At 43.7% G+C, this 26,000-nt stretch carries 21 protein-coding genes; 15 read left to right on the top strand and 6 right to left on the bottom strand.

Annotation, left to right across the window (positions count from 1 at the left end; all coding sequences use genetic code 11):
• The first annotated feature begins 48 nt into the window (after window positions 1-48).
• Complete coding sequence (hemW, locus tag JWG45_RS14705) at window positions 49-1,221, top strand: radical SAM family heme chaperone HemW (RefSeq protein WP_205280438.1); 1,173 nt, start codon at window positions 49-51, stop codon at window positions 1,219-1,221.
• A gap of 263 nt (window positions 1,222-1,484) precedes the next feature.
• Window positions 1,485-1,892, top strand: coding sequence for an acyl-CoA thioesterase family protein (locus tag JWG45_RS14700; protein WP_205280437.1), 408 nt, complete (start codon window positions 1,485-1,487; stop codon window positions 1,890-1,892).
• A gap of 101 nt (window positions 1,893-1,993) precedes the next feature.
• Here JWG45_RS14700 and ilvN read toward each other — a convergent pair whose 3' ends face one another.
• Together ilvN and ilvB are read right to left on the bottom strand one after the other, a co-directional pair.
• Window positions 1,994-2,479: an acetolactate synthase small subunit gene (gene ilvN, locus JWG45_RS14695; protein ID WP_205280436.1), complete on the bottom strand. Its 486-nt coding sequence runs from the start codon at window positions 2,477-2,479 to the stop codon at window positions 1,994-1,996.
• The gene (gene ilvB / locus JWG45_RS14690; RefSeq protein WP_205280435.1) at window positions 2,476-4,185 is read right to left on the bottom strand and encodes a biosynthetic-type acetolactate synthase large subunit; all 1,710 of its coding nucleotides are present in this window, start codon (window positions 4,183-4,185) and stop codon (window positions 2,476-2,478) included. Before ilvB ends, ilvN begins: the two co-directional genes overlap by 4 nt.
• 642 nt (window positions 4,186-4,827) lie before the next feature.
• Between ilvB and JWG45_RS14685 the strand changes: the two genes are divergently transcribed.
• Window positions 4,828-5,937 carry a tetratricopeptide repeat protein gene (locus JWG45_RS14685; protein WP_205280434.1) on the top strand — a complete coding sequence of 370 codons (1,110 nt, stop codon included), beginning with the start codon at window positions 4,828-4,830 and terminating at the stop codon, window positions 5,935-5,937.
• Here JWG45_RS14685 and JWG45_RS14680 read toward each other — a convergent pair.
• Entirely contained in the window at window positions 5,914-6,843 is a 930-nt protein-coding gene (locus JWG45_RS14680; RefSeq protein WP_205280433.1) for a metallophosphoesterase, read from the bottom strand. The genes JWG45_RS14685 and JWG45_RS14680 overlap by 24 nt on opposite strands.
• A 107-nt stretch (window positions 6,844-6,950) precedes the next feature.
• Here JWG45_RS14680 and JWG45_RS14675 point away from each other — a divergent pair, with 107 nt between their 5' ends.
• Both JWG45_RS14675 and JWG45_RS14670 read left to right on the top strand, forming a co-directional pair.
• On the top strand, window positions 6,951-9,488 hold the full coding sequence (locus tag JWG45_RS14675) for a methyl-accepting chemotaxis protein (RefSeq protein WP_205280432.1): 2,538 nt from the start codon (window positions 6,951-6,953) through the stop codon (window positions 9,486-9,488).
• Window positions 9,489-9,560: 72 nt separating this feature from the next.
• A complete protein-coding gene (locus JWG45_RS14670) occupies window positions 9,561-9,830 on the top strand; it encodes a hypothetical protein (protein WP_069609254.1) in 270 nt (89 codons plus the stop codon).
• A gap of 464 nt (window positions 9,831-10,294) precedes the next feature.
• Here JWG45_RS14670 and JWG45_RS14665 read toward each other — a convergent pair whose 3' ends face one another.
• Both JWG45_RS14665 and JWG45_RS14660 read right to left on the bottom strand, forming a co-directional pair.
• On the bottom strand, window positions 10,295-10,741 hold the full coding sequence (locus JWG45_RS14665) for a hypothetical protein (protein ID WP_205280431.1): 447 nt from the start codon (window positions 10,739-10,741) through the stop codon (window positions 10,295-10,297).
• A gap of 258 nt (window positions 10,742-10,999) precedes the next feature.
• Window positions 11,000-13,003 (bottom strand): helicase, encoded by a 2,004-nt coding sequence (locus JWG45_RS14660; protein WP_205280430.1) that lies wholly within the window; start codon window positions 13,001-13,003, stop codon window positions 11,000-11,002.
• A 158-nt stretch (window positions 13,004-13,161) separates the two neighbouring features.
• Between JWG45_RS14660 and JWG45_RS14655 the strand changes: the two genes are divergently transcribed.
• The 10 genes from JWG45_RS14655 to fliH all read left to right on the top strand — a co-directional run bounded on the left by JWG45_RS14655 (window position 13,162) and on the right by fliH (window position 25,450).
• Window positions 13,162-14,463 carry an ABC1 kinase family protein gene (locus tag JWG45_RS14655; RefSeq protein WP_205280429.1) on the top strand — a complete coding sequence of 434 codons (1,302 nt, stop codon included), beginning with the start codon at window positions 13,162-13,164 and terminating at the stop codon, window positions 14,461-14,463.
• The gene (locus JWG45_RS14650; RefSeq protein ID WP_205280428.1) at window positions 14,460-14,714 is read left to right on the top strand and encodes a FeoA family protein; all 255 of its coding nucleotides are present in this window, start codon (window positions 14,460-14,462) and stop codon (window positions 14,712-14,714) included. The genes JWG45_RS14655 and JWG45_RS14650 overlap by 4 nt, the downstream gene beginning before the upstream one ends.
• The gene (gene feoB / locus JWG45_RS14645; protein WP_205280427.1) at window positions 14,701-16,815 is read left to right on the top strand and encodes a ferrous iron transport protein B; all 2,115 of its coding nucleotides are present in this window, start codon (window positions 14,701-14,703) and stop codon (window positions 16,813-16,815) included. The genes JWG45_RS14650 and feoB overlap by 14 nt, the downstream gene beginning before the upstream one ends.
• A gap of 9 nt (window positions 16,816-16,824) precedes the next feature.
• Window positions 16,825-18,780: an LTA synthase family protein gene (locus JWG45_RS14640; RefSeq protein ID WP_205280426.1), complete on the top strand. Its 1,956-nt coding sequence runs from the start codon at window positions 16,825-16,827 to the stop codon at window positions 18,778-18,780.
• Between the two features lie 15 nt (window positions 18,781-18,795).
• Complete coding sequence (locus JWG45_RS14635) at window positions 18,796-19,794, top strand: N-acetylneuraminate synthase family protein (RefSeq protein ID WP_205280425.1); 999 nt, start codon at window positions 18,796-18,798, stop codon at window positions 19,792-19,794.
• Between the two features lie 19 nt (window positions 19,795-19,813).
• Window positions 19,814-20,926, top strand: a complete 1,113-nt coding sequence (locus JWG45_RS14630) for a peptidoglycan DD-metalloendopeptidase family protein (RefSeq protein WP_408611638.1) — start codon at window positions 19,814-19,816, stop codon at window positions 20,924-20,926.
• A 278-nt stretch (window positions 20,927-21,204) separates the two neighbouring features.
• Window positions 21,205-21,378, top strand: a complete 174-nt coding sequence (locus tag JWG45_RS14625) for a hypothetical protein (RefSeq protein WP_205280423.1) — start codon at window positions 21,205-21,207, stop codon at window positions 21,376-21,378.
• Between the two features lie 476 nt (window positions 21,379-21,854).
• Complete coding sequence (gene fliF, locus JWG45_RS14620; protein WP_205280422.1) at window positions 21,855-23,555, top strand: flagellar basal-body MS-ring/collar protein FliF; 1,701 nt, start codon at window positions 21,855-21,857, stop codon at window positions 23,553-23,555.
• A complete protein-coding gene (locus JWG45_RS14615; RefSeq protein ID WP_205280421.1) occupies window positions 23,555-24,523 on the top strand; it encodes a FliG C-terminal domain-containing protein in 969 nt (322 codons plus the stop codon). Before fliF ends, JWG45_RS14615 begins: the two co-directional genes overlap by 1 nt.
• A 3-nt stretch (window positions 24,524-24,526) precedes the next feature.
• Complete coding sequence (fliH, locus tag JWG45_RS14610) at window positions 24,527-25,450, top strand: flagellar assembly protein FliH (RefSeq protein WP_002626492.1); 924 nt, start codon at window positions 24,527-24,529, stop codon at window positions 25,448-25,450.
• 269 nt (window positions 25,451-25,719) lie between these two features.
• On the opposite strand, the gene JWG45_RS14605 is transcribed toward fliH, so the two are convergent.
• The coding region (locus JWG45_RS14605) for a hypothetical protein (protein ID WP_205280420.1) at window positions 25,720-26,000 on the bottom strand (281 nt) is incomplete at its 5' end.

Here is a 26,000-nt window from a genome sequence, read left to right as displayed (position 1 = left end):
GTCGGAGTTCCTACAATTTCCCGAACTCAAGATTTTCGCCGTTAGCTTATGAAAGAAAATAGAGCGGACTTGCAAAATCCAATTTTCAAAACAGGTTTGCCTGGAATCTATGTCCACTATCCCTACTGCATTCAAAAATGTGAATATTGCGATTTTTTCTCCGTTGGAAACGGCAAAGCCCCGATCCCCGACGAAAAAAGACTCTTTGCAAGATACAAAGAGGAAATTCTTCAAAGAATCTCAGACAATCCTTCCCTTTCCAGTTTAGAATTTGATACAATCTTCTTCGGAGGGGGAACTCCAAGCCGAGCGGATCTCCGTCAAATCCAAAACCTCATCGGATTCTTAAAACAAAATCTTTCCCTTTCCTCAAATGCTGAGATTACAATGGAATGCAATCCGGAAGACATCACTCCGGACTTTTTACAATCCCTCTCCGAGATAGAAATCAATCGTATCTCCGTAGGAATCCAAAGTTTTCAACCGGAAAGACTTCGCTTTTTAGGAAGACACTACGATCCGGAGCGTTACGGAACCATTTTAGAAACGGCGAAGAATTCACCGATTCAAAATTTTTCCGCGGATTTGATATACGGAATTCCCGGACAAACCATCGAAGAAATTCTCAAGGACATCCGACAGGTTCTTTCCTACGGAGGCAAACATATCAGCCTCTACGCTCTTACCGTCGAAAAAGGAACCGAATATTCAAGAAAAGTAATGGATTCGCTGACCCCGGGCCCTGAAGAAGAGATCCAAGAAGAAATTCTAAAACAACTCCCAAAACTTCTCTCCCCTTACGGAATGTCTCAATATGAAGTAAGCAATTATTCAAAACCCGGATTCCATTCCAGGCATAATCTTAAATATTGGACTATGGAATATTATCTGGGAATCGGCCCCGGAGCTCACGGATTTTTACCGGCTGGAAGATATTCCAACCCGAGAAACGTGAAAACATACAAACAAAAGGAATTCTCAAAAGAATACAACAAACCCGAGGTTTTTGAAGAATTGATTCTTTCTCTCTTTCGTTTATTTCAACCTTTCCATCTGGATTCTTTTTATGACCTCATTCCGGAAAAAAAAGAAGTTTTAGAACGGTCCCTTCGTGTATTAGAAAACGAAAACAAGGCGACTTTCGAAAATGGCATCTTTTGTTGGAAGCCGGAATCCATTCTTTTTTTAGATTCCGAGATCCTAAAACTCGCTTCCTTATAAAACGGTTTCTTTTTTGAAACCGTTTCACCGCAAAGAATCCAAAATCCATTCCGATAAACACAATTACATTCAAAAATAATTGTATACAATTTTTCATATATAGCCGAACGATAACCTAACAAAGAAAGGGATCGTCCACAATGTTTTATTGTCAAACAACCGATTTGTTCTCAAAACTTAGACAAGGCTCCCTTAAAAAATCCTTTCTCGTTCCGTTTTTTATTTCTTAGAATCTATGACAGCGAGTTAGATAAGAGACAACAATGATGAGCAAAACAAAAACACACCACCAATACGAAACATCCTTTCCATGTCCCAAGGGCGACGGAGACGATAAGCTTACCTTTGAAAAGGTTCAAACGGTATTAAACGAGGCAAGAAAGGAGGCTCTTCGGAACATCGAACCGGATCCTTTTTCTTTCGGAAGCCATTCTATTGAACCCCTGATTCTTTGGTCGGAATCCGACTTTCAGGAAATCCCTTACAATTCGGACTTTGTTATAGTCCAAACCGAACTCCAGAATCTAACGGGTCCCCGTTACAAAATTCTACAAAGGATCATTCGGAAATCGGATTACAGAATTCTTTGCCAATCCAGTTCTCTCTGTATTCTTTTTGATTCTCACAAGAAAAAACCCTGGAAAAAAAGAGAATCACTGTTAGCTGGATGATTTACTAAAATCAGAATTCGATTCGCCGTAAATAAATCCCTTCTACAAGGCGAACACACATTACGAAATTCAGATTCTACATTTCAAAATGGAATCGAATGTTAAGATCCGATACTTCTGTAACGAATTGCAATTTGCCCCGTTCTTACAATCTCTTCGATTCCGTATTTGGACATGATTTCTACGATGGCATTTACCTTTCTGGAATTCCCCGAATATTCTATCGTCAGAGAAGAATGAGTAAGGTCGGCGATCTTGGCCTCAAAAACTTCACAAACGGAAAGAATTTCGGTTCTTGTAGTCTCTGAAAGTTTCACAACCAAAAGTACCAATTCCCGACTCACACAATCGTGATACGCCAAATCCTCCACTTCCAGCACATCCGGAAGTTTGAAAAGTTGCCTTTTTACCTGATCAACGGTCGACTCGTCGCCTTTAACCACGATGACCATGCTGGAAACTTCGGGATTTACGGTAACTCCGACAGCGATCGAATCTATATTATAACTTCTGCGAGTGAATAAACCGGAAACATGACTCATGACCCCGGGATGATTGTTTACCAGAATTTTCAGAATGTGTTTCATGATTTTTTGAGTCCGGCTAAATCCTTAAATTCGATCATATCCTTTTGGGATTTTCCCGCCGGGATCATCGGAAACACTTTTTCTTCGGCCGGAATTATCACTTCCAAAAGCGCAGCTCCGTCGTCTTTGATAAAAAATTCGATCGCCTTGTCGATCTCCGATTTATCGGAAACCTTCATCGCAGGAATCGAATAGGCTTCCGCTAGTTTTACAAAATCCGGGTTGAAGTTCCATTCGGATTGGGAGAATCTTTCTTCGTAAAAGAGTTCCTGCCACTGCCGAACCATTCCGAGAAAGTTATTGTTGAAGATAAGAATTTTGACTCCCAGTTTGTTGGCCGCGATCGTCGCTAACTCTTGGATGTTCATCTGGATCGAACCGTCTCCGGAAACGCAGATCGTCATCTTATCCGGTCTTCCGAACTTCGCTCCGATCGCGGCGGGAAGTCCGTAACCCATCGTACCAAGTCCTCCGGAAGTAAGCCAGTTGTTCGGCTCGTCAAAAAGATAATACTGGGCCGCCCACATCTGGTGTTGTCCCACATCCGTGGAAACGATCGCCTTTCCTTGGGTTTTTTTATAAAGACGATCCAAGAAGTCCTGAGGTTTGATCGTCTTTCCGGAATTATCAAAATCCAGAGGATGATCTTTTTTCAATCCTTGCAAATAATTGGTCCAAGAAGAATGATCCTGTTTTTTTACAAAAGGAAGAATCGCTTGAATAGCGTCTTTTAAATCCCCGTGCAGAAGATAATCTACAGGAATTCGTTTATTAAATTCGGCGGTATCGATATCGATATGGGCACGAACAGCCTTTTCGGCGAATTCTCCGATTTTGGCGACTCGATCGTCAAATCGCGCACCCAAATTGAGAATATAATCACATTCTAATACTGCTTTGTTCGCCGCAGCGGTCCCGTGCATCCCCAACATTCCCACACTCAGGGAGTGTGTTCCAGGGAAAGCGCCGATTCCCATCAGAGTTGTTGTCACCGGGATTCCGGCCTTGGTTGCGAGTTCGAATATTTCTTTATGAGCGTTTGCGTTGATCGCTCCCCCTCCAACATAAAGCAGAGGTTTTTTTGCCGAGTTCAGGGCTTCGGCGAATTCTTCTACGTTTCCCTTTACTTCCGGTTTTTTGTAGTGATGAGGTGCGATCTTGAGACGGGTCGCCTTTCTTACGTTAGTAAGTTCGGTCTGCACGTCCTTTGGAAAGTCCAAAAGGACCGGACCGGGGCGACCACCTAACGCGATCAAGGTGGCTTCCTCGAAATGTCTCGCGATATCGTCCGCGGATTTCATAAGTGCGTTGTATTTTGTGATTGGAATTGTAATCCCGAAGATATCGGCTTCTTGAAAAGCGTCGGTTCCGATCGTATTGGTCGCGACTTGACCCGTGATCGCGAGCACCGGAACCGAGTCCATCTTCGCGTCGGTAAGACCGGTGACGAGGTTGGTGGCCCCCGGTCCGGATGTTGCGATGCACACTCCGAGTTTTCCGGTCGCTCTTGCATAACCTTCGGCCATGTGAACCGCGCCTTGTTCGTGTCTTACAAGAATGTGTTTTATTTTCTTACTCTTGTAGATCTCGTCATAAAAGGGTAGAATGGCTCCGCCAGGGTATCCAAAGACGATATCCACTCCGTATTCTTCCAGAAGTTCCACCATCAATCTGGCGCCTGTTATTCTTCCTGATTCTGAGGACATGGTCCCTCCCCTTACGTCCATAAAGATACCGGAAAGGCTACTGTCAAGACGAACCGAATCTTGAGATCCTCATTCTAAGCCCTTGAAACGGCGGTTTTATCGTGTTTCCGAGTTCTTAAATATAAGAAGCAAAGAAAGTTTTATTCGACGGTTTCTCATTTGTAGAATGGAAGTTGTTTGGTTCTTTTGAAACGAGTCCGATCAAAATTACTCTGAAAACGAAGAGCTTGGAAACTCCACTTTCGCAAAAAGAAGGTACCGTTCGATAAAAAAGAATTGGGAATAGAAAAGAATTCGGAGTTCTCGGCAGAAGATTCGGAATGAACGATAAGAAATTGACCAATCCAACCCCGATGAGCATTTTCTCCGAGAGGATTTCTTTCCTTTTACAGATGCGGAACCGACTTCAAAGAAGTCGGTTCTAAGAATCAGAGAATGGAAATTTTTTTCCAAAATCATATAGATAGAAAGGGCTAATTTTCGACGCAATTTACTTTTTACTTTCGGATTCTTGCAATCTGTTCTTATTTTCTTTACAGAATATTTAAGCCTCAAAAGAATATTCAATCAAAGTCGAACGTCAAAAACAATAATGCGAATACAAGAATTGGAAGAGAGTAAACTTTAAAAAGAGAGAATCAAATGGAAAATCCTAATATTGAAAAAGAAGAAGAGGACAAACAATTCGCGGTCATCAAAAGTCTCGCGAAAGAAGCCTATAAATTATTAGATTCTCATCAATTTCCAAAGGCCGAAGCCAAACTCAAGGAGCTCTTGGAAAAAGATCCGCACAACACATACGGTCTCGTCGGAATGGGAGATCTCTTTTTTAAGAAAAAAGACTATAAGAATGCGATCGAATATTATCATAAATGTATACAAGAGGATCCATCGAACAAGTTTTCCCTCATGGGACTTATGAACTGCTATCGGGAAATGAATCTTCTTTCTCGAGTGATCGAAGTCGCCGAAGATTACAGACATATCACGATTACCGACGCTTCGATCTTGAGCCGTGTTGCGGACGCTCATCGCAAACTCAAAAACTTTAAAGAGTCGGAAATTTATTATATGCAGGCGCTTCAGATCAATCCGAAGGATCAGTATGTGATCGTCGGACTGGGACATCTTTACTTTGCCTGTCAGAAATATAAGGACGCGATCCATTGGTGGGAAAAACTCCTTCTCATCCAACCGGATAACATCAAAATATTAACCGAAATCGGAAATTCTTACCGCAAGATCAAGGACTACGACGAGGCGATTCAGTATTATCATAGGGCTGCGGAACTCGATCGGAAGAATTTTTTCGCGTTATACGGCCTTGCCGAAAGTTATCGCGGAAAAAAGGATTTCCACAAAGCCAATCAATATTGGGAAAGAATTTTGGAATTCGATCCCGATAATAAACTCATCATCAACCGTTATGCGGACAGTTTACGAGGGATGGGGGAATTCGACAAAGCGCTCGAGTGTTTTAACCGGATTCTTGCAGAAGGAGAGGATTACTTCGCGTTACTTGGAAAGGCTTCTTCTCTCAAACTGATCGGCAAACGGGACAAGGCCGAGGAAATCTATCTCGATCTTCACAAAAAGTTTCCTATGGATCCGAGACCGCTTCTGGAATTGTCCGATCTTTACGTGGAGTTGGAAAAACCTGCGGAAGCGGTTCGTCTCTTGGAGGACTTTCAAAAAAAACAACCTCTCAACGAAGAGATCAAACTTAAATTAGAAAGTATCCGAGGAGAATAAGAACTCCTCGTCTTCGGGGAGGGAAATTCTTTCCTCCCCTTTCTCTGCAACGAAGATCTCCTGACAATCCCAAATTCCGTTTTTCCGTTCCAAACGAATATGATGTCTGTATAAATTTCCTTCTTTTGTTTTAAAAATTCTAGGAACCTTGGCCGCGTTGATCGTATGCGAAGAATTCTCGCTCACTTTCCAAGTCCGATCCCGATTTAGATCCCGGATTTTACGATGCATATGCCCCGCGAGAATCAGGGAAACCTTTTCCCCCTTTTCTTTTAGGAAGTCCAAAAATCTACGAAGATCTCCGTCACCCCAATCTCCTCCCTTCTTTCTAAAATCACACCCCCAGATATCGTCTCGTTTGGAACCGTATCCCGCGGGACCGTTGTGAGCTAAAACGATACAATCCTTTCCTTGGATTTTTGGATAAAGTGATTTCATTTTTTCGAAGGATTCTTTCATCGAAGAGACTCCGTATACTTTTTTGAGTAAGGGAAGAAAACTCAAAGGACCTCCCATCGAAAACGGGCGGGCTCCGACGAGTACCGTTTTAGAATCCAGATCGGTCGCCGAATATCCCAGACAAACCGTATCACCCATTCTCCTTTGAAGACAAGTTAGACGAAATTGATGTCCGATACTTCCGGTTCGTATCATCCATTTTGAATGTAATATTTCTCCTAGTAACTGAACTACGTTAGTCGAATCATGATTCCCCGGGATCCAGTATACGGTCTTATTCAATTTCGCTATTCCTCGAGTCACCGTCCTTCCCGAAAAAGGAAGATATCCGGGAAAGTCTCCCGTTAGCAAAAGTGCGTCGTAATCCGAACGATCGAAGTATTCGTTGTCCTTACGATCCCAAAATCCGTGAATGTCCCCGATCAGAGCTAACTTAAGATTTTCCATCGGCAAATTAGTTTCTCCTTGTATTCAAGCGTGTAAACCTGGAAATTTACCGAAAAGAAGCAAAAACCGATGCGTGTTACGCAAAGGTGATATCGGGAACCCGCCTCATGGATGAAATCACTAAATCGATCCGCAAATTCATACTTCAGTTTATTCTTATCACCGAACTCGTCAGCTACCTAATCGCGGTGGGAACCGCGATTATTTTCTACCAGACGTTTCTGGAAATGGAACCGCAACATCTAAGGATCGCGATATACATCACTCTTTCTACCACGTTCTTTACTCTGATCTATACCGTCTTTGCGGACAAACGCAGGTTAAAACCGATCGAAAATTACGTCCATACTGTCGAGCAAGGAATCATCGATAAGGATACGGCCCTGAACGCTCAAAAAGCCGTTTTGAGACTTCCTTTCGGACATTCGATCGAAATCGCCTTGAGAATTTTTATCTCCGGATTGGTCATCGTGATTTTGCTCAGCCGTTTTACCGTTTTGGATAAATCGGACTATTACAATCTTTTTTCGATCATTCTTATGCTTTCGCTTTCCTTGGGAGTCTATTCGTTTCTGGTTTCGGAAAGACTTACTTCCAAACTCATCGAATCCGGCGCGTTCAGCAATATCGACACTTCCAGTCTCGTAAAAGTCAAATTGACAAGGTCTCTCACGATCACTTTTATCTTCATCGTCATCATTCTCGCGATCGGAGTTTCGAGCCTCGTCTTCAAACTCAATTATACCGCGATCCGAAAATCGTATTTTAATCAGATGATCAACGTGAATGAAACGCTTCACATTCTTACCGAAACGATTTTTGAGGAAGTGCAAGGTGACGCGGATAGACTTCGAAACGATCCGAATTTTCTTTTTTCGGTCTCGAGCGGAAAAGAAAAAGAAACGCAGAAACATTTTGAAAATCTTCTCGGAAGATCCTCCAAATACGAATCGATGGCGATCATTCGAGCCGAAGGTGAGAATTGGAAACTTTTAGCCGCGACCGGAACTCTCGCATCCAACGGAGCTTCCAAACTCTCGGATTACCAACTTCCCTCCGAAACAAAAATCATCGAGGCTCTTTCTTCGGAAAAAATGTTCCTCAGCAAACCGATCGCGTCTTCGGTATCGGGCACTCCCGTAGTTTTGGCTCTGGAATCGATTCCGGGTGAAAAGTCAACTTATCTTGCACTCGGCCTTAGAATCGCGGATCTTACGAGTAAATTGATCGGCTCGATTCAAATCGGTAAGTCGGGTTATCCCGGTCTTCTCAATCACGGAGAAGTGATCATCAATCACGTAAACCCGACTCTAAACTTAAAAAATCTCACTGACTTTCCGTTTTACGAACAGGTGAAAAATTATAAGGACAACGTTCCGGTTCGTTATTTATTCAACGGAAAATACAAATATATGATTCTTCGTAAGAATCCAAAATACGACTTTATCACGTTCGCTTCGATCGAAAACGAAGAGATTGCGGATGATGCGATCATTTCCGTTCTTGCGATGGCAGCAATCTCCACGGTAGGGATGTTGTTTATCGGATTTTTGATCTATATCATTCTGCAAAAAAGACTCAGACCTCTGGAGGATAGCAAGGACGTTTTGGAAGCGATGGCGGAAGGAGATCTTACAAAAGGTCTTAAGGTTCTGTCGATGGACGAAATCGGAGAAATGTCCATCTCCATCAATTCGTTTAACAAAAAAGTGAAAATGATCCTCGGGAAGATCATCGAGGCCTCCGGTAATCTCGCCTCCTCTTCCGATGAAATGTCGGGAGCCCTCAATTTTATCTCGGACAACGCGCAGAATCAAGCCGCTTCTTCAGAAGAGATTTCGGCTTCGATCGAAGAGATTTCAGCGGGAATGGATGGGGTCGAAACTCAAACGAGGGAACAGGTGGGTCTTTTGGACAGGCTCGGTCTTGACATGAATAAATTCTCCAACTCCATCCACGAAACCTCGGTCAATCTCGAAAAGACGATGTCGGACGTGGAAAGAATCACGGAGGAAGCCAAAAAAGGCGGAAGCGCTCTCGAACTCACGAACCAATCGATCACCAAGATCAGCCGCAGTTCCGAAGACATCACGGGCGTCATCGAAATCATCAACACGATCTCGGAACAGATTCACTTGTTGGCGTTAAACGCTGCTATCGAAGCCGCAAGAGCGGGTTCTGCGGGAAAAGGGTTTGCCGTGGTCGCCGATGAAATTTCCAAACTCGCCGACAAAACGACGAACAGCATCAAAGACATTGAGGAAATCATCCAGAGTAACGAAACCGAAATCGGGAACGGAATCAAAAACATCACGAACACAGTTACCGTTATATCGGGAATCATCCAGGGAATTTCCGAGATCAACCGCCAGATGAAAACCGTGAATCAGTTTATGGAAGACCAACTTTCTAAAAACGATCAGATGAATCTTACGGCAAAAGAAGTCAAAGGAAGATCGGACGTGATCCAGGTCGCGGTGAGAGAACAAAAAATCGCAATCGAGGAAATCTCAAGAACGATCACGATGATAAACGATCTCAATCAGTCGTCTGCGGCTTCTTCCGAAGAGCTGAGTTCCAGTTCGATCGGCCTTGCACGACTCGCAGAGGATCTAAAAAAAGAAGTGGAATTTTTCAAACTCTAAAGAAGAAGAAAGAGAGCCGCAAGGCGCGCAAAAACCCTTGATTTTTCCCCCCTTCCTTTTAGTTTGCACTTTATGGAATGGGAAAAGATACTCAGAGACTCCGTGAAAGACAATAAGATCAAGGAGTTGCATCTTAGAAAAGTCCCGACTCTCAAGACATGCGACGATTGGAGCAAGGTCAGAGAAATCGGACTGATCGATCATAAGACAAAGTATGCGCACTACAAAGGGGGTCTCGTGAAATACGGAGAGGCTTTATTCTTCGTAACGGACGAAAGATTACAAGCGATTGCTCCCTATCGTAAATGGGAATTCAAAAGTAAAATCAAAGTAGAAGAGTAATTTTTCAACTTCCTTTCCGAGCTTTCGGGCTCGGAAACTGAGATTCGCCTTTCTTTTCTTGTTTCCTCAAAATTAAAATCGTTCCCTTTTTTTCTCCCTCCGAACTTTCCCGAAAATTTGTTTTGAATTTTTCGAACGTTTCTTTGGAAACTCCTCATCCTCTTGGTTTCGAAAAATCACAAACCCATCCGCGTCTTCCCTCGATTTCTGAAATCGGATTCTCTAAAAAAAGTTCGCGATCACCTCCGCTTTTACGACGAAAGCCTCTCCCTTCGTGTGTTGACTCCACGATCTGAAACCATCATTTTTCTTTTGAGGAAGAATTTCTGAATTCCGCCTCGATCCTGAAGAAGATTTCGATGGTTAGAATCTAAACCTCGGAAAACAAAAAACGAATGCCGAAAAGAGTTCCTCCGCCTAACTTTTGTTTTCCACGTAGATTCGAGCCGATTTCCGGGTCGAATCTACATTTCTTTCAAATATAAGATCGTCTCTCGATCAAAGTTGCTTTCCGGATTGCTAACAAGAATCGGCTGTGAGGTTTCTTTCGGAACATTCAAGAGCAGAAAAGGAATGGCTTCTTTCCATATTTCGAAAGATTCGAAAAAGTCATCGATCGGTCTGAGCGGAAAAGCAATGAGAAAAGAAACATAGGAGTTCCCGCACTTTTTGTCTTCGAGTCTGCTTTTGAAAACCCGGTGGGGAGTTCCCACACTTTTTGTCTTCGAGTCTGCTTTTGAAAACTCGATGAGGAGTTCCCACACTTTTTGTCTTCGCGTCTGCTTTTGAAAACCAGGTGGGGAGTTCCCACACTTTTTGTCTTCGAGTCTGCTTTTGAAAACCAGGCGGGGAGTTCCCACACTTTTTGTCTTCGCGTCTGCTTTTGAAAACCCGGCGGGGAGTTCCCACACTTTTTGTCTTCGAGTCTGCTTTTGAAAACCAGGCGGGGAGTTCCCACACTTTTTAGAAGTTTGGAATCAAATCTTTCGTCGACTGCAAATGTTTCGAAGAAAATTCGAAGTCCACAGATCGGATTTTAATAGGTTACCCCATTCCGCGTCTCCGGAAATTCTTTGGGGAGTCTTATTTTCGAAAGGAGCGGAAACCGAGAACAACTCTTTTACAAAAGACAAAAAGGAGGATGAGGAATCACCCGAGGACCGGAATTTTTAGCGGGTAAGGTTTACGATCAGATTCAATTTTTCAGAAACGGTGATCACGTCTTGCACCCGATTCTTATCCACAAGAACAGCGGTCGGTCCGATTTCGTCGAGGACGATCTTCTTCCCTTTGATCTGACCCAAAAGAAGCTCCATCGTATTTTGATCTTTGGTGCGCACGAGAACACAATCTTCCGTGATATCGACAACCGGAAGATTTCCGCCCCAGTCTTCCAATAAGAAGAGAAGGTTCTGTGCAAGATCGGCTTTGCTGGAAGTCTTTAAGAAATCAACAAACTCAGCCGGTTTGTATCCGAGAAGAATTCCCAGCTGAAACGCTTCTTTGGTAAGAACAAACGTATAGACCCGATCGTAGTCCTTGAGTTCGGTAAAAGCCTTGAGAAGATGAAGACCGTGAATCGAAACTCGATCCGGAAACGCAATGATCGTAAAGTCCGGGTTGATCGTGATTCCGCCCTTTTCGGTCCTGTGAGACAATTCTCCCGTTTGGAAAAAATATTCACCCAGTTTGGAAAGGGTCAAAAAACGATTCGGATATTCGATTTCTAAAAGTCCGAAAAGATGAAGATAGAAAATTCCACTCATGATTTCCTTGCGGAGTTCCGCGAGGTCAGATTGAAAATTCTTCGTTCTAAATCCAGGAGAAAGAATCATGTGTTCCCGAATGATATTGGAAAAGATCACCGAAAGATGAATTCGTTTCGCCTTGATGATCAAACTCACACACTTATCGAGGATGAGTTTGTCGTAGAATGGCATCTCCGTCGCAGTGAAGACTTCCGCAGGAACTACTCGTTTCATTCTCGCTTCGTTGACTTCGTGCACGACGAGTTTCATGATCTCAAAGATATCTTTTTCGATAAACCCGCTCACGTCCCCTTTCAGAACGATATTCTCACCTTTGATATCCACAAGATTCAAAAGTTTTAATACGGGAAGAATGAGCTCCATCTGATAGATCTGGCTCTTTTCAGGGAAGATTCCTATATCCGGATTGAGAAGTTCCTGTTCCGTTCTTTTGTGATCGGCTTGTTTTACCTTTCCCGATTTTGCGAGGACAAGCCCTTTGCGGCTGATATAAGAGATCAATTTCTTCGTGTTGAGAAAGAAATCAAGATCGTTCGCCGCGAGTTTTTCGGTCCTTTGTTTGGTTCCTTTTTTTACGGAAGGAAGAATCGGATGGGTTTGAACGTATTTTAGAATTTCATCGGGGATCGCAAAAACGCGAACGAACTTTTCGTCGACGAAACAAACGTCAACGACCATTCCCTTTGCAATGAGCGAAGGAACCACTTGTTCGTATTTTCCACGGCTTGTAACAACGTAACTGCGAATATCCTCGGCTTCGGAGACGCCTCCGCTCAGATAAATTCGCACAAGAGTGTCTCTTTCCAAATCCGCGAGAGATTGTAGATTGAGATCGATTCCTTCTTCGGAAGTCGCGATCGAATAGAATTTTTTTATCGAGTCAATCTGTTTTGGAGACTTGACGGCTGCCTTCCACTCGTCCGGAATTTCGGTCGTTTTTTTACGATCGAGTATTTTCTCCAAGGAAATCTTATATTTATCCCCTTTGAGATTCTGTTCGAGAGGAACGAGATCGGCAATCTCTTCAAAAGCATGATACTTATCTAAATTGTTTGTAAGTCTTTCTCGGTTTTTTCTCTGATAAACGAGCTGGTATTTTCGGAGAAGATTGAGTTCCATCTCCACGTTGATCGGAGGAATGTTCACCTTGCGGGAAATTTCTCCCAAGGTCAGAACGTTTTTATTCTTAAGAATGCTGGTATAGATCGTAACCTGAAGTTGAGTGAGCTTTTCCAAAACTCCTTTCAGAAAAAATTCATCCTGAAAAATTTCGTAAAGATAGGTTACGTTTTTGTTTTTTTCTTTGTAGGGAAGTTTCGCTAGATTCCAGAGGGTGGCGACTTTCTTCAGGTCGTTGAGTTCAAGTTTATCGAGTTCCTGAAGTAATACTGAATCGCTACTCATAGAGAAGATACGCCCGCGGAGGTGTATTTTATTTAGTCATAATCAGAATTTGACTTCGTTCGTAAACAAAAAAGCGGTTTCCTCTCGCAGACACCGCCATTTTTTAAGCATCCTTTCTGTAGTTGTCTTTTGGAAGGAAGTTCAGAACCTTTGTGAATATGGCCGGATTTTTTGAATCCCTGAAAATGGGTTTTGGCGGTGCCTCCCGTATCTTAAATAGCGGTTTTGTATTCTCCACAAAAACGCTCCTCCTCGTAAAAGATCTCGCATTGGGCGGCGGTTCCTTGGAAACCTTTCCCATCCGACTCCGGGAAGCCTTTGAAGACCTTGGGGCCACCTATATCAAATTAGGTCAATTTATCGCCTCTGCGCCTTCTCTCTTCCCCGACGAGTTTGTGAGTGAAATGCAAAAATGTTTGGACTCGATCCGCCCTCTTCCCTATTCTACGATCGAAAAAATCATTCGCAAAGAACTCGGTGGTCAACTCACGGATCATTTTTACAGCGTGGAACCGATTCCGATCGCCTCGGCTTCGATCGCACAAGTACACGCAGCGGTCACAAAGGACGGACTAGACGTCGTCATCAAGGTGCAAAGACCCGATATCGAAGCTACCTTGTCAGCGGATTTGAATCTCATCTACTTTGCTTCCGTTCTTTTTGAAAGATTTGCGCCGGGCCTGAGTAAATCCGGAATCTCGGATATGGTCGAACAGTTCCAAAGTTCTATATTAGAAGAAATTGATTTTTACAAAGAAGCCGACAACATAGAAGAATTTGAAAGGGAACTTCTTTCAATGGGAGAAACCAGGGCGAGGGTTCCGAAAGTTTACAGAGAACTTTCAACGAAAAAAATTCTTACGATGGAACGTTTTTACGGAGCTCCGATCACTGACGAACAATCGATCCGAAGATATTCTTCCGATCCTCAAAAAACTCTCACCGAAGCCCTCGAAATCTGGTTTTCCACTCTTGCAAGAAACGGTTTTTTTCACGCGGATGTTCATGCAGGAAATCTAATGATTCTTCGGGACGGAACCGTGGGTTTTATCGACTTCGGAATCGTCGGAAGAATTTCGCCCCGCGTCTGGGAAGGTCTGATGATTTTCCTCGAGGGACTGAGTCTCAATCGTACCGAAAAGATCGCGAAGGGTTTGATCCAGATGGATTCCACTGCAAAGGGGGTGGACGAGAAAAAACTTTCCAAAGATTTGGAAGCGGTTTTCTCTCGTATGACCGACATGGTGATGAAACTTCAGATGGGAGATTTAGAATCGCTCGACGATAAGAAGTTAAACGCGATTCTTTTCGAGTTTCGGGAAATTTCGCTTCGAAACGGACTCAAGATCCCGAAAGAATTCGGACTTCTCATCAAACAGATACTTTATTTTGATCGATACGTAAAGACGATGGCTCCGGATATCGATCTCATCCGAGACCGAGAAAAATTTCTGATATGACCTTTTTGTTAAACGAATTGAAAAAGGGGCAAGAAGCCTCGATCGTATCTTTGATTCAGAAGCCCGGAAAAGAAGACCTTTTTCGAAATATACTGGATATCGGCCTTCTACCCGGAATCAAGGTTCTCGTTTTGGAAAGATACGAATCTCAAAAAAAAATCATCCTCAGAGCGGGAGAAGTGGAAATTGCGATTCGAGAAGCGGAAGCGGAATTGATTCGAATAGGTGAGGTCGCCGATGGGCCATGCTGACGTGAGTACAAATTCTAAAACCTCCAGAATCCTGATGGCGGGAAACCCAAACTGCGGGAAAACGACCCTCTTCAATCGCCTAACAGGTCTTAGACAAAAGACAGGGAACTATCACGGAGTGACCGTGGAAAAAGCCGAAGGAACCGTAAAACAAGGAGAAAATTCCTTAAAGGTTTTGGATCTTCCCGGAGCATATAGCCTCGGAGCAAACGCGGAAGACAAACAGGTCACGAGCCGAGTTCTAATCAGTCACGAAGAAGGAGATCGAATTCTATTTGTAATGGATGCGTCTCTTGCCGAAAGGTCTTTGCAGTTCCTTCTTCAAATCTTAGAATTGAACGTTCCCGTTTTGGTCGCGGTAACGATGAAAGACGTCTTGGAAAAAAAGAGAGTTCATCTGGATCTCGACGTTCTTTCCCGCGAATTCGGAATTTTATTTCATTTCGTAAATCCAAAAAAAGGAGAAGGAATCCAAGAGCTAAAAAGTCTTCTCGTTTCACCGGGAGCCTTTCGTCTTCCGATCAAATCCTTTCAATGGGATCAAGAACGCGAGCAATTCTTAAACCGTCTTTTAAAATCCTTCTCATCGAAAGATACCAATTCTTTAAAGTTTGTTTTGACAAGCGCCCTCAAAGAACTTTCCGGGGAGACACTACAAAAGGGTCTTCCCGCTCTTTCCCTTCTTCCGAAAGAATCCCAAACGTTTGTTAGAGAACAGTTCGAAAATTCCAATTTGAAGTTTACATATTTGGAAGAATTGACTCAGAAATCGATCTATATCAAGAAAATACTGGGTTCTGCGGTTTCGGGGACTTCGCTTAACAACGAAAGAATTCTTTCCAGAGTGGATCGAATTCTCCTCCACCCGTTTTGGGGAGTCGTTTCCTTTTTGGGAATCATGGCTCTTGTATTCCAAGCTTTGTTTACCTGGTCGGAAATTCCTATGGACTGGATCGAATCCACAGTTCAGAGCGTGGGAACTTTTGTAGGAGCTTACTTTGCGGAAGGACCTCTGCGATCGCTCGTACAAGAAGGAATCATCGGAGGCGTTGGAGCCGTTCTTGTATTCATTCCCCAGATCAGCCTTTTGTTTTTCTTTATCGGAATCCTGGAAGAAACGGGTTATATCGCAAGGGCTTCCTTTGTGATGGATCGTTTTATGAGTAAGTTCGGGCTTTCTGGAAAATCCTTTATCCCGCTTTTATCTTCCGCTGCCTGCGCGGTCCCCGCGATCATGGGCACGAGAACGATTGAAAACAAAGCCGATCGTATCACGACGATTCTTGTTTCTCCGTTGATCACGTGTTCGGCGCGTTATCCGGTATATATCCTCGTCATCGGAGCGATCTTTCCTGCGGGAGCTCTCTGGGGAATTTTTAGCATCAAGGCATTGGCGCTCTTGAGTCTATTTCTTCTCGGGATGATCGCTTCGATGCTCGCAGCCCTCGTTTTCAAAAAGACGTTCTTTCGTTCCGATTCTTCTTATTTCCTCATGGAATTACCGGCTTACAACACTCCTTCTCTTAAAAGTTTAGGAATTACCGTATTCAAAAAATTGAAAGCGTTTTTGACGACTGCCGGAAAACTGATCCTTTTTATTTCGATCCTTCTTTGGTTTTTGGCAAACTATCCGAGAATCGACTCCTCCCAATTTCCAAATGTGACCGAAGCTGAAGTCAAAAAAATTCAAATTCGAGAATCCTACGCGGGCGAGATGGGAAAGTTTATGGAACCCGTTTTAAAACCGATCGGCTTTGATTGGAAAATGGGAATCGGAATCATCACTTCCTTCGCGGCGAGAGAAGTTATGGTTTCCACACTTTCCATCATCTACGGAGTCGGAGGGGAAGAATCTGAAGACGACCTCAAGGAAGCGATTCGCAAGGACGTAGACGAACAAGGAAAGCCGGTTTGGGGTCTTCGGAATTCCGTAAGTTTACTTCTTTTCTTTGCCTTTGCCTGTCAATGTATGTCCACCCTTGCGGTTGTAAAAAAAGAAACAAACTCGATGTTCTGGCCATTGTTTCTTTTCGGATACATGACAATTTTAGCATATACGGTTTCCTTTTTTGTTTTTCAGATTTGGAATTTATTTTCCTAAAACGGATCGATGTTTAGAAAGCTTCCCTTAAATCTCAGGATTCTCTCGACCTATACCTTGGGATTTCTGATTCTTTTTTTGATCTACAGAATCTTTTTTTTGGGGATTTTCTTTTCTAAAATAGAATCCGCTACGTTAATCGAAATCCTAATTAGTTTTCTTGTAGGAATTCGATTCGACCTTTCGGTATGTGCAATCCTATTGGGCCCCTTTTTTATCCTTTCTGCGATCCATCCGCTCAATCGATGGAAAATCTATGCACTGCTCTGGGGAACGGCTCCGATCGTTCTTTTCTTTTGGACGGCCGCCCATCTTATAGGAGACGTTCTCTACTTCGGAGAAACAAACAAACACCTCGGATACGAGGGATTCGTATTTCTGGGAATGGAATTCTTCGTGATTCTCAAATCCTTTTTTGCGGGAAATCCGGTCATCGCTACCGTATCGACGATTCTACTGATCATCCTTTTTCCGTTTACTACCGCAAAATACATTCGAAATTCATACTATACTTATACGCCTGAATTCGGAAAAAAGGAACTCTTGCAACTTCTTTATATCCCACCTCTCATATTCTTGTTAATTCGTGGCGGCTTTCAATCCAGACCGCTCCGAGCCAGCGACGCGATGACGTCGAAGACTCACCTTGTAAACCAACTCGCACTGAACGGCGTTTTTACTTCGATCATGGATCTAAAAAACCAGTCGATTCCGCCGAACTTGGTAGTTCCTTATCCAAAAGCCATACAAACCGTAAGAGATGAAATCGAGTATCCAGGCGCCGAGTTTATTTCGAAAGAATATCCCCTCCTACGCGAAACCAAAGAGAAGAATGGGAAAAAACCGCCTAACATCGTTTTGATTCTTCTGGAAAGTTGGACCGGAAAATACGCATTCTCGAACGGAAACTTTCGCCCGGAGGGAAAATTGGTCGCTCCTCATTTCGAAGAACTCGCAAAGGAAGGAATCTACTTTTCCTCCTTTTTTGCAAGCGGAGGAAGGACGACCAACGGACTTCTATCCACGTTAACCGGAATTCCGGACGGCCCCGGACTGACCGTAGTCAGAAGTCCTCTTGTCCTCAGTCGTTTTGCAGGACTCGGAACCATCCTCAAATCGATCGGCTATCAAACCCTCTTTCTTCACGGAGGAGACGTTAGTTTTGATAATATGAATTTTCTTTTTTCACACTGGGGATTCGATACGATCCTAGGTCAGGAACATTTCGAAACGCTAAAAAAATACAAACCCGGACCTTGGGGATACTACGACGGAGATTTGTTAAGCGAACTTCACGAAACTCTAATGCGTCAAAAATCTCCTTTTCTCGCAGTCACATTGACGTTAACCACTCACTATCCGTATCAAACCCCGAATCAGAGCGACAGAGTCTTTACAAACGCACTCGAAGAAGCCGATTATTTTAATGTCTATCACTACTCCGACGAAGCGATTCATTCTTTTTTGCAAAAGGCAAAGAAGGCTCCTTACTTCAAAGAAACGGTTTTTATCTTCGTAGGAGATCACGCGCACCATCGAAACCTGGACTATTTTGAAGACAGAAACATTCCCTTTTTGATCTACGCACCGGGAAAGATCGCACCCAAAATAGATTCAAGAATTTCCTCTCAACTGGACGTGATTCCGACTATCCTCGGAATCGTCGGAAAGAAGGTTCTATTCTCCGCGATGGGAAGAGATCTTTTGGATCCGAAGCTGAATGGAGGAACCGCCTACTTCGCATTCGGAAATCTTTTTGGTTGGATCGAAGACAACTGGATCTTTTATAGTTTTACGGACAAGGTTCGAAATTCTTCCTTTTCCATCGCTCCTCGAATCGGAGAAACGGAAGAATGTAAGAATGATCCCGTAAAATGCGAATCTTATCATATCAAAGCAAAATCATTTTGGAACTTAAGTTATGAGCTGATGAGCCGAAATCTTATATATCCGCCAAAAAATTAGAAGACGAAGTAAAACATGACCTTTCAAAAAGAATTCTCAATCTCAAAACAAACAACCGTCGGAAATGAACATCCACCCGTAATCGTAGCCGAGATCGGGCTCAATCATAACAACGACGAAGAGATCGGAAAAAGAACGATTTCCGCCGCGAAAAAAGCGGGAGTCCAGGCAGTTAAGTTTCAATCCTATGTTACGGAAGAATTTATAGACGTAAACAATCCGGACGCAAAGATCCTTGTGGATATATTCAAAAAATATGAACTTTCGGAAACGATGCACAGAAAGTTCCAGGAGGCCGCTCAAGACGAGGGTCTTATCTTTTTTTCCACACCCCTTTGTGTGAGTTCTTTGCAGCTACTCGTCAGCCTCGGTGTTCCCGCGATCAAGATTGCGAGCGGAGACGTTACAAACAAAACACTTTTGCGTGAAACCGCAAAAACAAAACTTCCGGTTATCTTATCCTCCGGAGCTGCTGATTTTTTTGAAGTGAATAGAGCGATTTCTTTTTTAGAAGAGGAAGGAACGAACCAGCTTTGTCTTTTGCACTGCGTGTCCCTCTATCCAACTCCGCCTGAAAAAGCAAATTTAAGAATCATAGAAACATTCCAAAATCTTTATACGTTTCCGATCGGATTTTCGGATCATACTGCAGGAAGCGTCGCGGCGACCAGTGCCGTTGCACTCGGAGCAGCAATGATCGAAAAACATTTTACATTGGATAAGAATTTGGACGGACCCGATCACGGAATTTCGGCCGACCCGAAAGAACTCAAAGAACTCTGCGACGCTTCGCTTCTCGCGTGGAAGATGAGAGGAAACGGGGAAAAAAAACCTTGGAAAGAGGAAGTCGGCGGAAGATTTTTTGGAAGAAGAGCGTTGTACGCCGACAAAAACGAAAATCCGATCGCGCTCAGGCCGGACCTGACACAAAGAAGCGGCGGATATCTGGATTCCTGGGAAATCGAGGTTTCCAAACATCTCAAAGCGGAACCCGGCAAACCGTTTCATGTATAAGGATTTTATAATTTATAAAATGCGATTTCGCTTATCAAAATTCTCATTTTTGATTCTACTTTCAACGGTGTCGATCGCTTCGGCCCCCAATTTTGGAAACTTCGGATCCGAAGTGGACTTTATCGACTTTGGAAGATGGACAACCGCGCCCTTTAGTTATTCCGTATCCTCCGCGTTTTCCGCGGAATACGGAGGTTTTAATCTTTTTGATTCGGATCAACAAACACACTGGTATTCCTCCAATCGACCGGGAAACGAATGGGTCATCGTGGACTTCGGCTCCAAACGTCTCATCAACGGACTTGAGATCACCGTTCCCCTCTTTCGAAAGGAAAGAGCCGTTCACAAATACGAAATTCAAGTTTTGATTCGAGACGACTGGAGAACGATTCTTACAAACGAAAAAGTGGAACTCGTCAACTTTCACAAACTCGAAAGTATAGACGCTTCTGTCATACGAATTTATTTTCCGAACACGACGGAACGCGGAGTCGTGATCAGCGATCTAAAACTTTTTCTGAACCAGAGACTTTTGAACGGAATCGAAGCGCGGCTCCGAGGTTATACCTTTCCCGTGATCGGCGGGCTGATTCCCGCCCAAGATTTTCAGCTTCCGAATGCTCCTAGAATTTATAGAAACGGAGTTCATAAGGGAATTGATATATACAAAAAGAAAGATACGGATGGACAAATTCGAAATCTAAACTTTCAGGACGAGGCGGTCGCGCCGGGAGACGGGATCGTCGTTCGCGCGGATCATTCGTATTCTCCGATGACTTTAGCCGATTACGAATATCATACTTCTCAGTCGCACAAAGGTACGGTTACTTACGTAGAGAAAGATTTCGGCGGAAGACAGGTTTGGATCGATCACGGAAACGGGGTTATGACGAGCTTTAATCACCTCTCCTCAATCAAAAACAATCTGCGGGTGGGAAGTAAAATCAAACAAGGTGAAATCGTCGGAACCATCGGCAATTCGGGACTCATCGAAGAAGCGAAAGGTTTATCCGATAACATTCACCTCCACTTTGAGATCTGGGTGGATGGAGAATTTTTCGGAAACGGAATCCCTCCAGCCCAGGTTCGAAAACTTTTGCAGTATTTTTTCAAACGAAGCGGAGCGGATTGAAGAGAAAGGGATCGAAAATTTCACTCCTCTCGATCGTTTTAGAAATTACGATCGAGAGACCGCAACCTCCTATCCTCTTCTCCTTTTTTTCCAACCCTAATTTTTCAGAAACATGCGTTCGACATCGTTTTTTCCTCGGATAAGCACGGTCGGTTTTTCTTTTTTGGGAATTAGATAGGAATTCAACTCCCCCTCGCCTTCGAAAAATGTACAGTCGAAACAAAAATGTTTATTCGTAATTTGCCGACCTTCCTCCTCAGAATCGAAGACTGCGAACGATGACTTACGTCACGAAAGTGAGAATGATTCCGATTGTGTTGTATTTGGAAATGGATATGAAAGTCGATTCCTCCACCGAATTCGACAACCAGAGCGCGGCCCTTGGCTTTCGACTTGTCTTCGACCATTTTTCTTTTTGTCAAGAGATGGAAACGGAAGTACCCAATTCTTAAATCAAAAGCCGGAGATTTTTTTTGGCTATAACGTTTTCCAACGTTTCTGCAAGAATAGCGGGATCGATGAACGCGAAAGCGATCGATGCGGAGTCAAGAAATTGAAATTCGTACATTATAATATTCTTCCGGGAGACACAATTTCTTGACTGAAGCTGAGAGCGCGGTTTTTCTCCGCCAAAGGCGGAGAAAAATTCGCCCGAGCATAGGAATGAAAAATTTTATATTCGTCTTTCGTCCGTCTTACATTCAATTCTAAACGCCAAGTAGGTTTTTCGGAATCCTTTTTCACTACACAAAGATTGAGTACACAAGCGGATATCAATAAACACATTCAAAATAACGAATGCTCGCACCCCACTACGCTTAACATTTGTGTACCAAATAAATATTTTCTAAAAAAATTTGAAAAGAGATTGTACTTTCTTTCCGATATTTGATTATGTCCCGTATTGTAAATTCGGTGGAGATTCGCTATGCCAGAGCAGTTGCAGAAAATCATTAATAACGTCCGGGAATTTTTCACAACCCTGGATACGACCAAGAAACTCATCCTCGGAGGAGTTGCGTTAACCGTAATTGTTGCGATCGGAATTCTTTCTACGATCTCTCTGCAAAAGAACCGAGTCGTCCTCTTCAAAGACCTTACGAGCAAGGATTTTGCCGAGGTCACAAAAAAACTGGATTCTCTTGGATACCAATATGGAACCTCGGATACGAGCATTGTTACAGTCGATCCCGAACAAAGACAAGAGATTGTCACGAAACTCGCACAGGAAAATTTAATCCCAGCGGGAGTGCAAGGCTGGGAACTTTTCAACGTGGACAAGTTCACGGAGACCCAGTTCGACAAAGACATCAAGAAATACAGAGCTCTCAAAGGAGCCATCGAACAATCCTTGATGACGCTTCGTTCGGTTGATAAGGCATACGTCAACATCGCATTCCCCGAAGACGAACTCTTTAGCTCCAACTCGTCTCCAGTAAAGGCATCCGTAATTCTCCATTACATTCCCGGCGTAGAATCTCTTTCCAGAAAGGAAGTAAAAGGGATCGTAAACTTGATCTCGAGAGCGGTTCCAAAGTTAAAACCTGAAAACGTGAGCGTCGCTGACGCCGACGGTAAGATCATAAGCGACTTCGAAGAAGATCTCGAAAAAGAAAGACTCGAACTCAGAATCGTTCAAGAAAAGTTAAGAATCGGTGAAGAACAGAGAATCCAAAGATTGATCGACATGAGAAACACCCTTCGTTGGCTCCTCGGCGGCGAAGAAAGAGTCGATATTACACGTTTTGAATATAATTTAAACTGGGACAAGGAATCCTATAAAGACAACTCCGTTTCTCCCGTCGTCGCAATTCCCGATAACCCGAACACGCCCTACTCCGAATTAAAACTCGTAGACGGATATTCTTTAAAAGTTTCTTCCAAAGAAACAAAAGAAGACTTTAAAGGAAGAGGATTCACTCCGGACGGACCTGCGGGAACCGAGCCGAACATTCCTCCCGGATACAAGGATACGGACTATCAAAAATCCGAATATAGCAAATCCGAAAACATCAATAACTACGAATTCAACAGAAGAGTTTCCGAAGTTCAGAAACAACCTTGGAAAGTCGAAAAGATCAATTTGTCGGTCGTGATCGACGGAATGTGGGAAAAGAAAGAGAAAGAAGACGGAACCGGCTATGAAAGAAAATACGTTCCGGTTTCGGACGACGAGCTCAGACAAATCCGTAAGAACTTAGAAGCCGCGGTCGGACTCGACAAAGCGAGAGGGGATCAGATTTCCGTAATCACGATTCCAAAAGACAGATCGGCTCAGTTCGCCGCGGAAGACGAAGAACTCCGCAAGCAGAAAGCGATCCGCCAAATGATCATCGCGTCTTTGATCATCATTCTTCTCCTCATCGTAAGCATCCTGGTTTACAGAGCGGTTAAGAAAGAAATCGCAAGAAGAAGAAGACTCAGAGAAGAAGAACTCGCTGCACAACAACAGATGATGAGAGAAGCGGCTCTTCGAGTCATGGACGAAGGTGGAGCGGAAGTCGAACTCTCACTCGACGAGAAGTATCGAAGAGAACTCCTCGAAAACGCGATCAACCTCGCAAGGGAAAAACCGGAGGAAGTCGCACAGCTTCTCCGCACATGGCTCTCTGAAGAGGAAGCAAGCTGATGAATTCCCTGTCGTCCAGACAAAATAGAGCGGGAAGTCTTCTCCGGATCCTGGGAGAACATCTCCCTCCGGAAGTCTACCGCCACTTAGGTCCGGAGACGACGGGGAAACTTCTTGAATCGTTTCATAAAAGCGGAAAACCGGATTCAAAAGAAGAGAGAGAAGTTCTCTCTTCTTTCCTCGGCTCCCTCTCCAAAATTCAGAGAGAGGAGAATATAGATCCCGAAAGTCTCAATCTGATTCGGGAACTGGAAGCTCTTCTCAAAGAAGAAAAAGAGGAAAGGGATCTTTTACAAGAGCTCAAACAAAAGAGCGCGGAAGAAATTTCCAGAATCGTTTCGGGTGAGAATTCGGATATGATCGCCTTGGTTCTCTGTTTCGGAAATCCGGACGCGGCCGCCGCGGTGTTAAACGACTTTCCCGAATCGCGAAAAGAAGAAATTCTCATCCAAATCCACGATCTCGACCTTTCCAGCGAGTATGAGAAGAATCGCCTGGAACGCTTTCTGAAGTTCAAATTAGAAGCGCTCGCATTGGAAGAGAAGAGCCTTCCGACTCGAAACCAGCGAGGGAAAAAGGCAGCGGACCTTTTGGGAAGACTGAATCCCGGAGATTCTCAAAAAATCTTCGATCGAATCCGCGAGAAGAGACCAGGTTTTGCCGAAAATATAATTGAACACTTCTTTCGGATGGAAGATCTGTTATTCTTAGAAAGAGAACCTTTGAATAGATTCTTTTCTTCTTTTCATCCGATCGTTCTATCCTGTGCGCTCAAAGGGACGGAGACTGAAATTCAGCTCCAGATTCTTGAAAAATTAGAACCGGCTCTGAGCGCGTCGATTCGTCTGGAGTCGGACTCAATGGGTCCGATCAGTCTCGCTGAAATGGAGACGGCTCAGAATGGAATTCTCGAAAGACTCCGGGAAGAGATCGAAGAAGGAAGTATCAAATTTTGGAGAGCTACTTAACCGATGGCCAAACTCGTCTTTAAACCGATTCAAATCGCAGACATCAAAGATCAGGTCGAATTAGCGATTCCCGATAAATATAAAAAGTTTCACAGAGACGAAGACGCCGAAGAGTTCGAGGTAGACCAAGAAGGGAATATCATCGAACAATATCAGGGGCCTTCGATCGAAGAGATCGAAGCGGAACTGAGCCGTTATCGAGAAGAGAACGAAGAACAGGTTCGTAAACTTCTCGAAGACGCGAGAAGAAAATCGGAAGAGATCGAAGAGGAAGGACGCAAGCGCGCCTTCCAGATGATCCAAGATTCCAAAGAAAAAGTTAAATTAGAAGAAGATACCGGAAAAGCAAAAGCGGAACAGATTCTCGACCGTGCGAAGATGGAAGTCGAGAGAATGATCAAAGAAGCGGAGATGAAGGTCGCGGAGATCGAACACGAGGCTTACTTAAAAGGTTACGATGCGGGACGAGAAGTCGGTTTCAAAAAAGGTCAAGGTGAAGTTCGAAGACTCATCGACCGTTTAGGAACCATCGTTGGTAAAGCGATCGATATTCGAGAGGAAATCATCCAGGCCTCTGAGAAACAGATGGTCGAGATGATTTTGATCATCGCGCGGAAAGTGATCAAAGACGAAATCATTGAGAGAAAGGAAATCGTTCTCAACAATATTAGAGAAGCCTTAAAGAGAATCAAGGACAGAGACCGAGTGGATATTCGGGTCAACTTCGCGGACTTGGAACTTACAACGGCTCACAAAGACGAACTTATCAAACTTATGGAATCTCTTCGCAAGGTCAATATCTACGAAGACTCTCGTGTGGATCGAGGCGGTGTTATCATCGAGACGGACGTGGGAGCGATCGACGCGAGAATTTCTACTCAGCTCAAAGAAATCGAGGAAGCCATTCGAAATGCGGAGCCGATTTAAAAGTAGAAAATTTTTCGGAGGAAGCGTTGGTGCTTCTTCTCTTTTTTTTGAATTTGTTTTTAACCAAGACATCTTTCTCCCTTCTTATCGATCTCCCGGGTTTTCCGGGAGATCTTTTCTTTTTTGGGAGTTCCCACGGCAAAGGGTTTTTTTTGGGATCGTATGAGAAAACGAGAATTCAGAAATTCAGTCGAAAATTTTAGGGAACGTGTGAGCTCCTACTTTTGGGATCGAAAAATCCCGCTGGGAAAAAGGCGAAGTGGAGTCGGTCAATTTTTCAGCAGATTTTTTCTTTGTCGGAGTTCCGACAAAAGAAGAATCGTGTATTTTAGATTTACGAAATTTGTCTTCTGTGCTACGGAAAATTCTCCCGATCTTTTCCCACCAGCCCGCCTCCACCACCCAGAGCGCAACCCTTCCCACAATTTAAGAGGAGATACAACGAGAATCGTCCCGAGAGAAAGGCATTTTGTGGGAATTCCTACATGAGAATTTTTTCTTGCGAAAAGTTTGATTTTATGATAGAGGAAAGTTTCCGGAATTTTTCCAC

The organism is Leptospira ainlahdjerensis, from assembly GCF_016919175.1.
Lineage (GTDB): Bacteria > Spirochaetota > Leptospiria > Leptospirales > Leptospiraceae > Leptospira > Leptospira ainlahdjerensis.
Note: the sequence above shows the minus strand (reverse complement) of the source record. Positions and strands in the feature narration are given on the sequence as shown.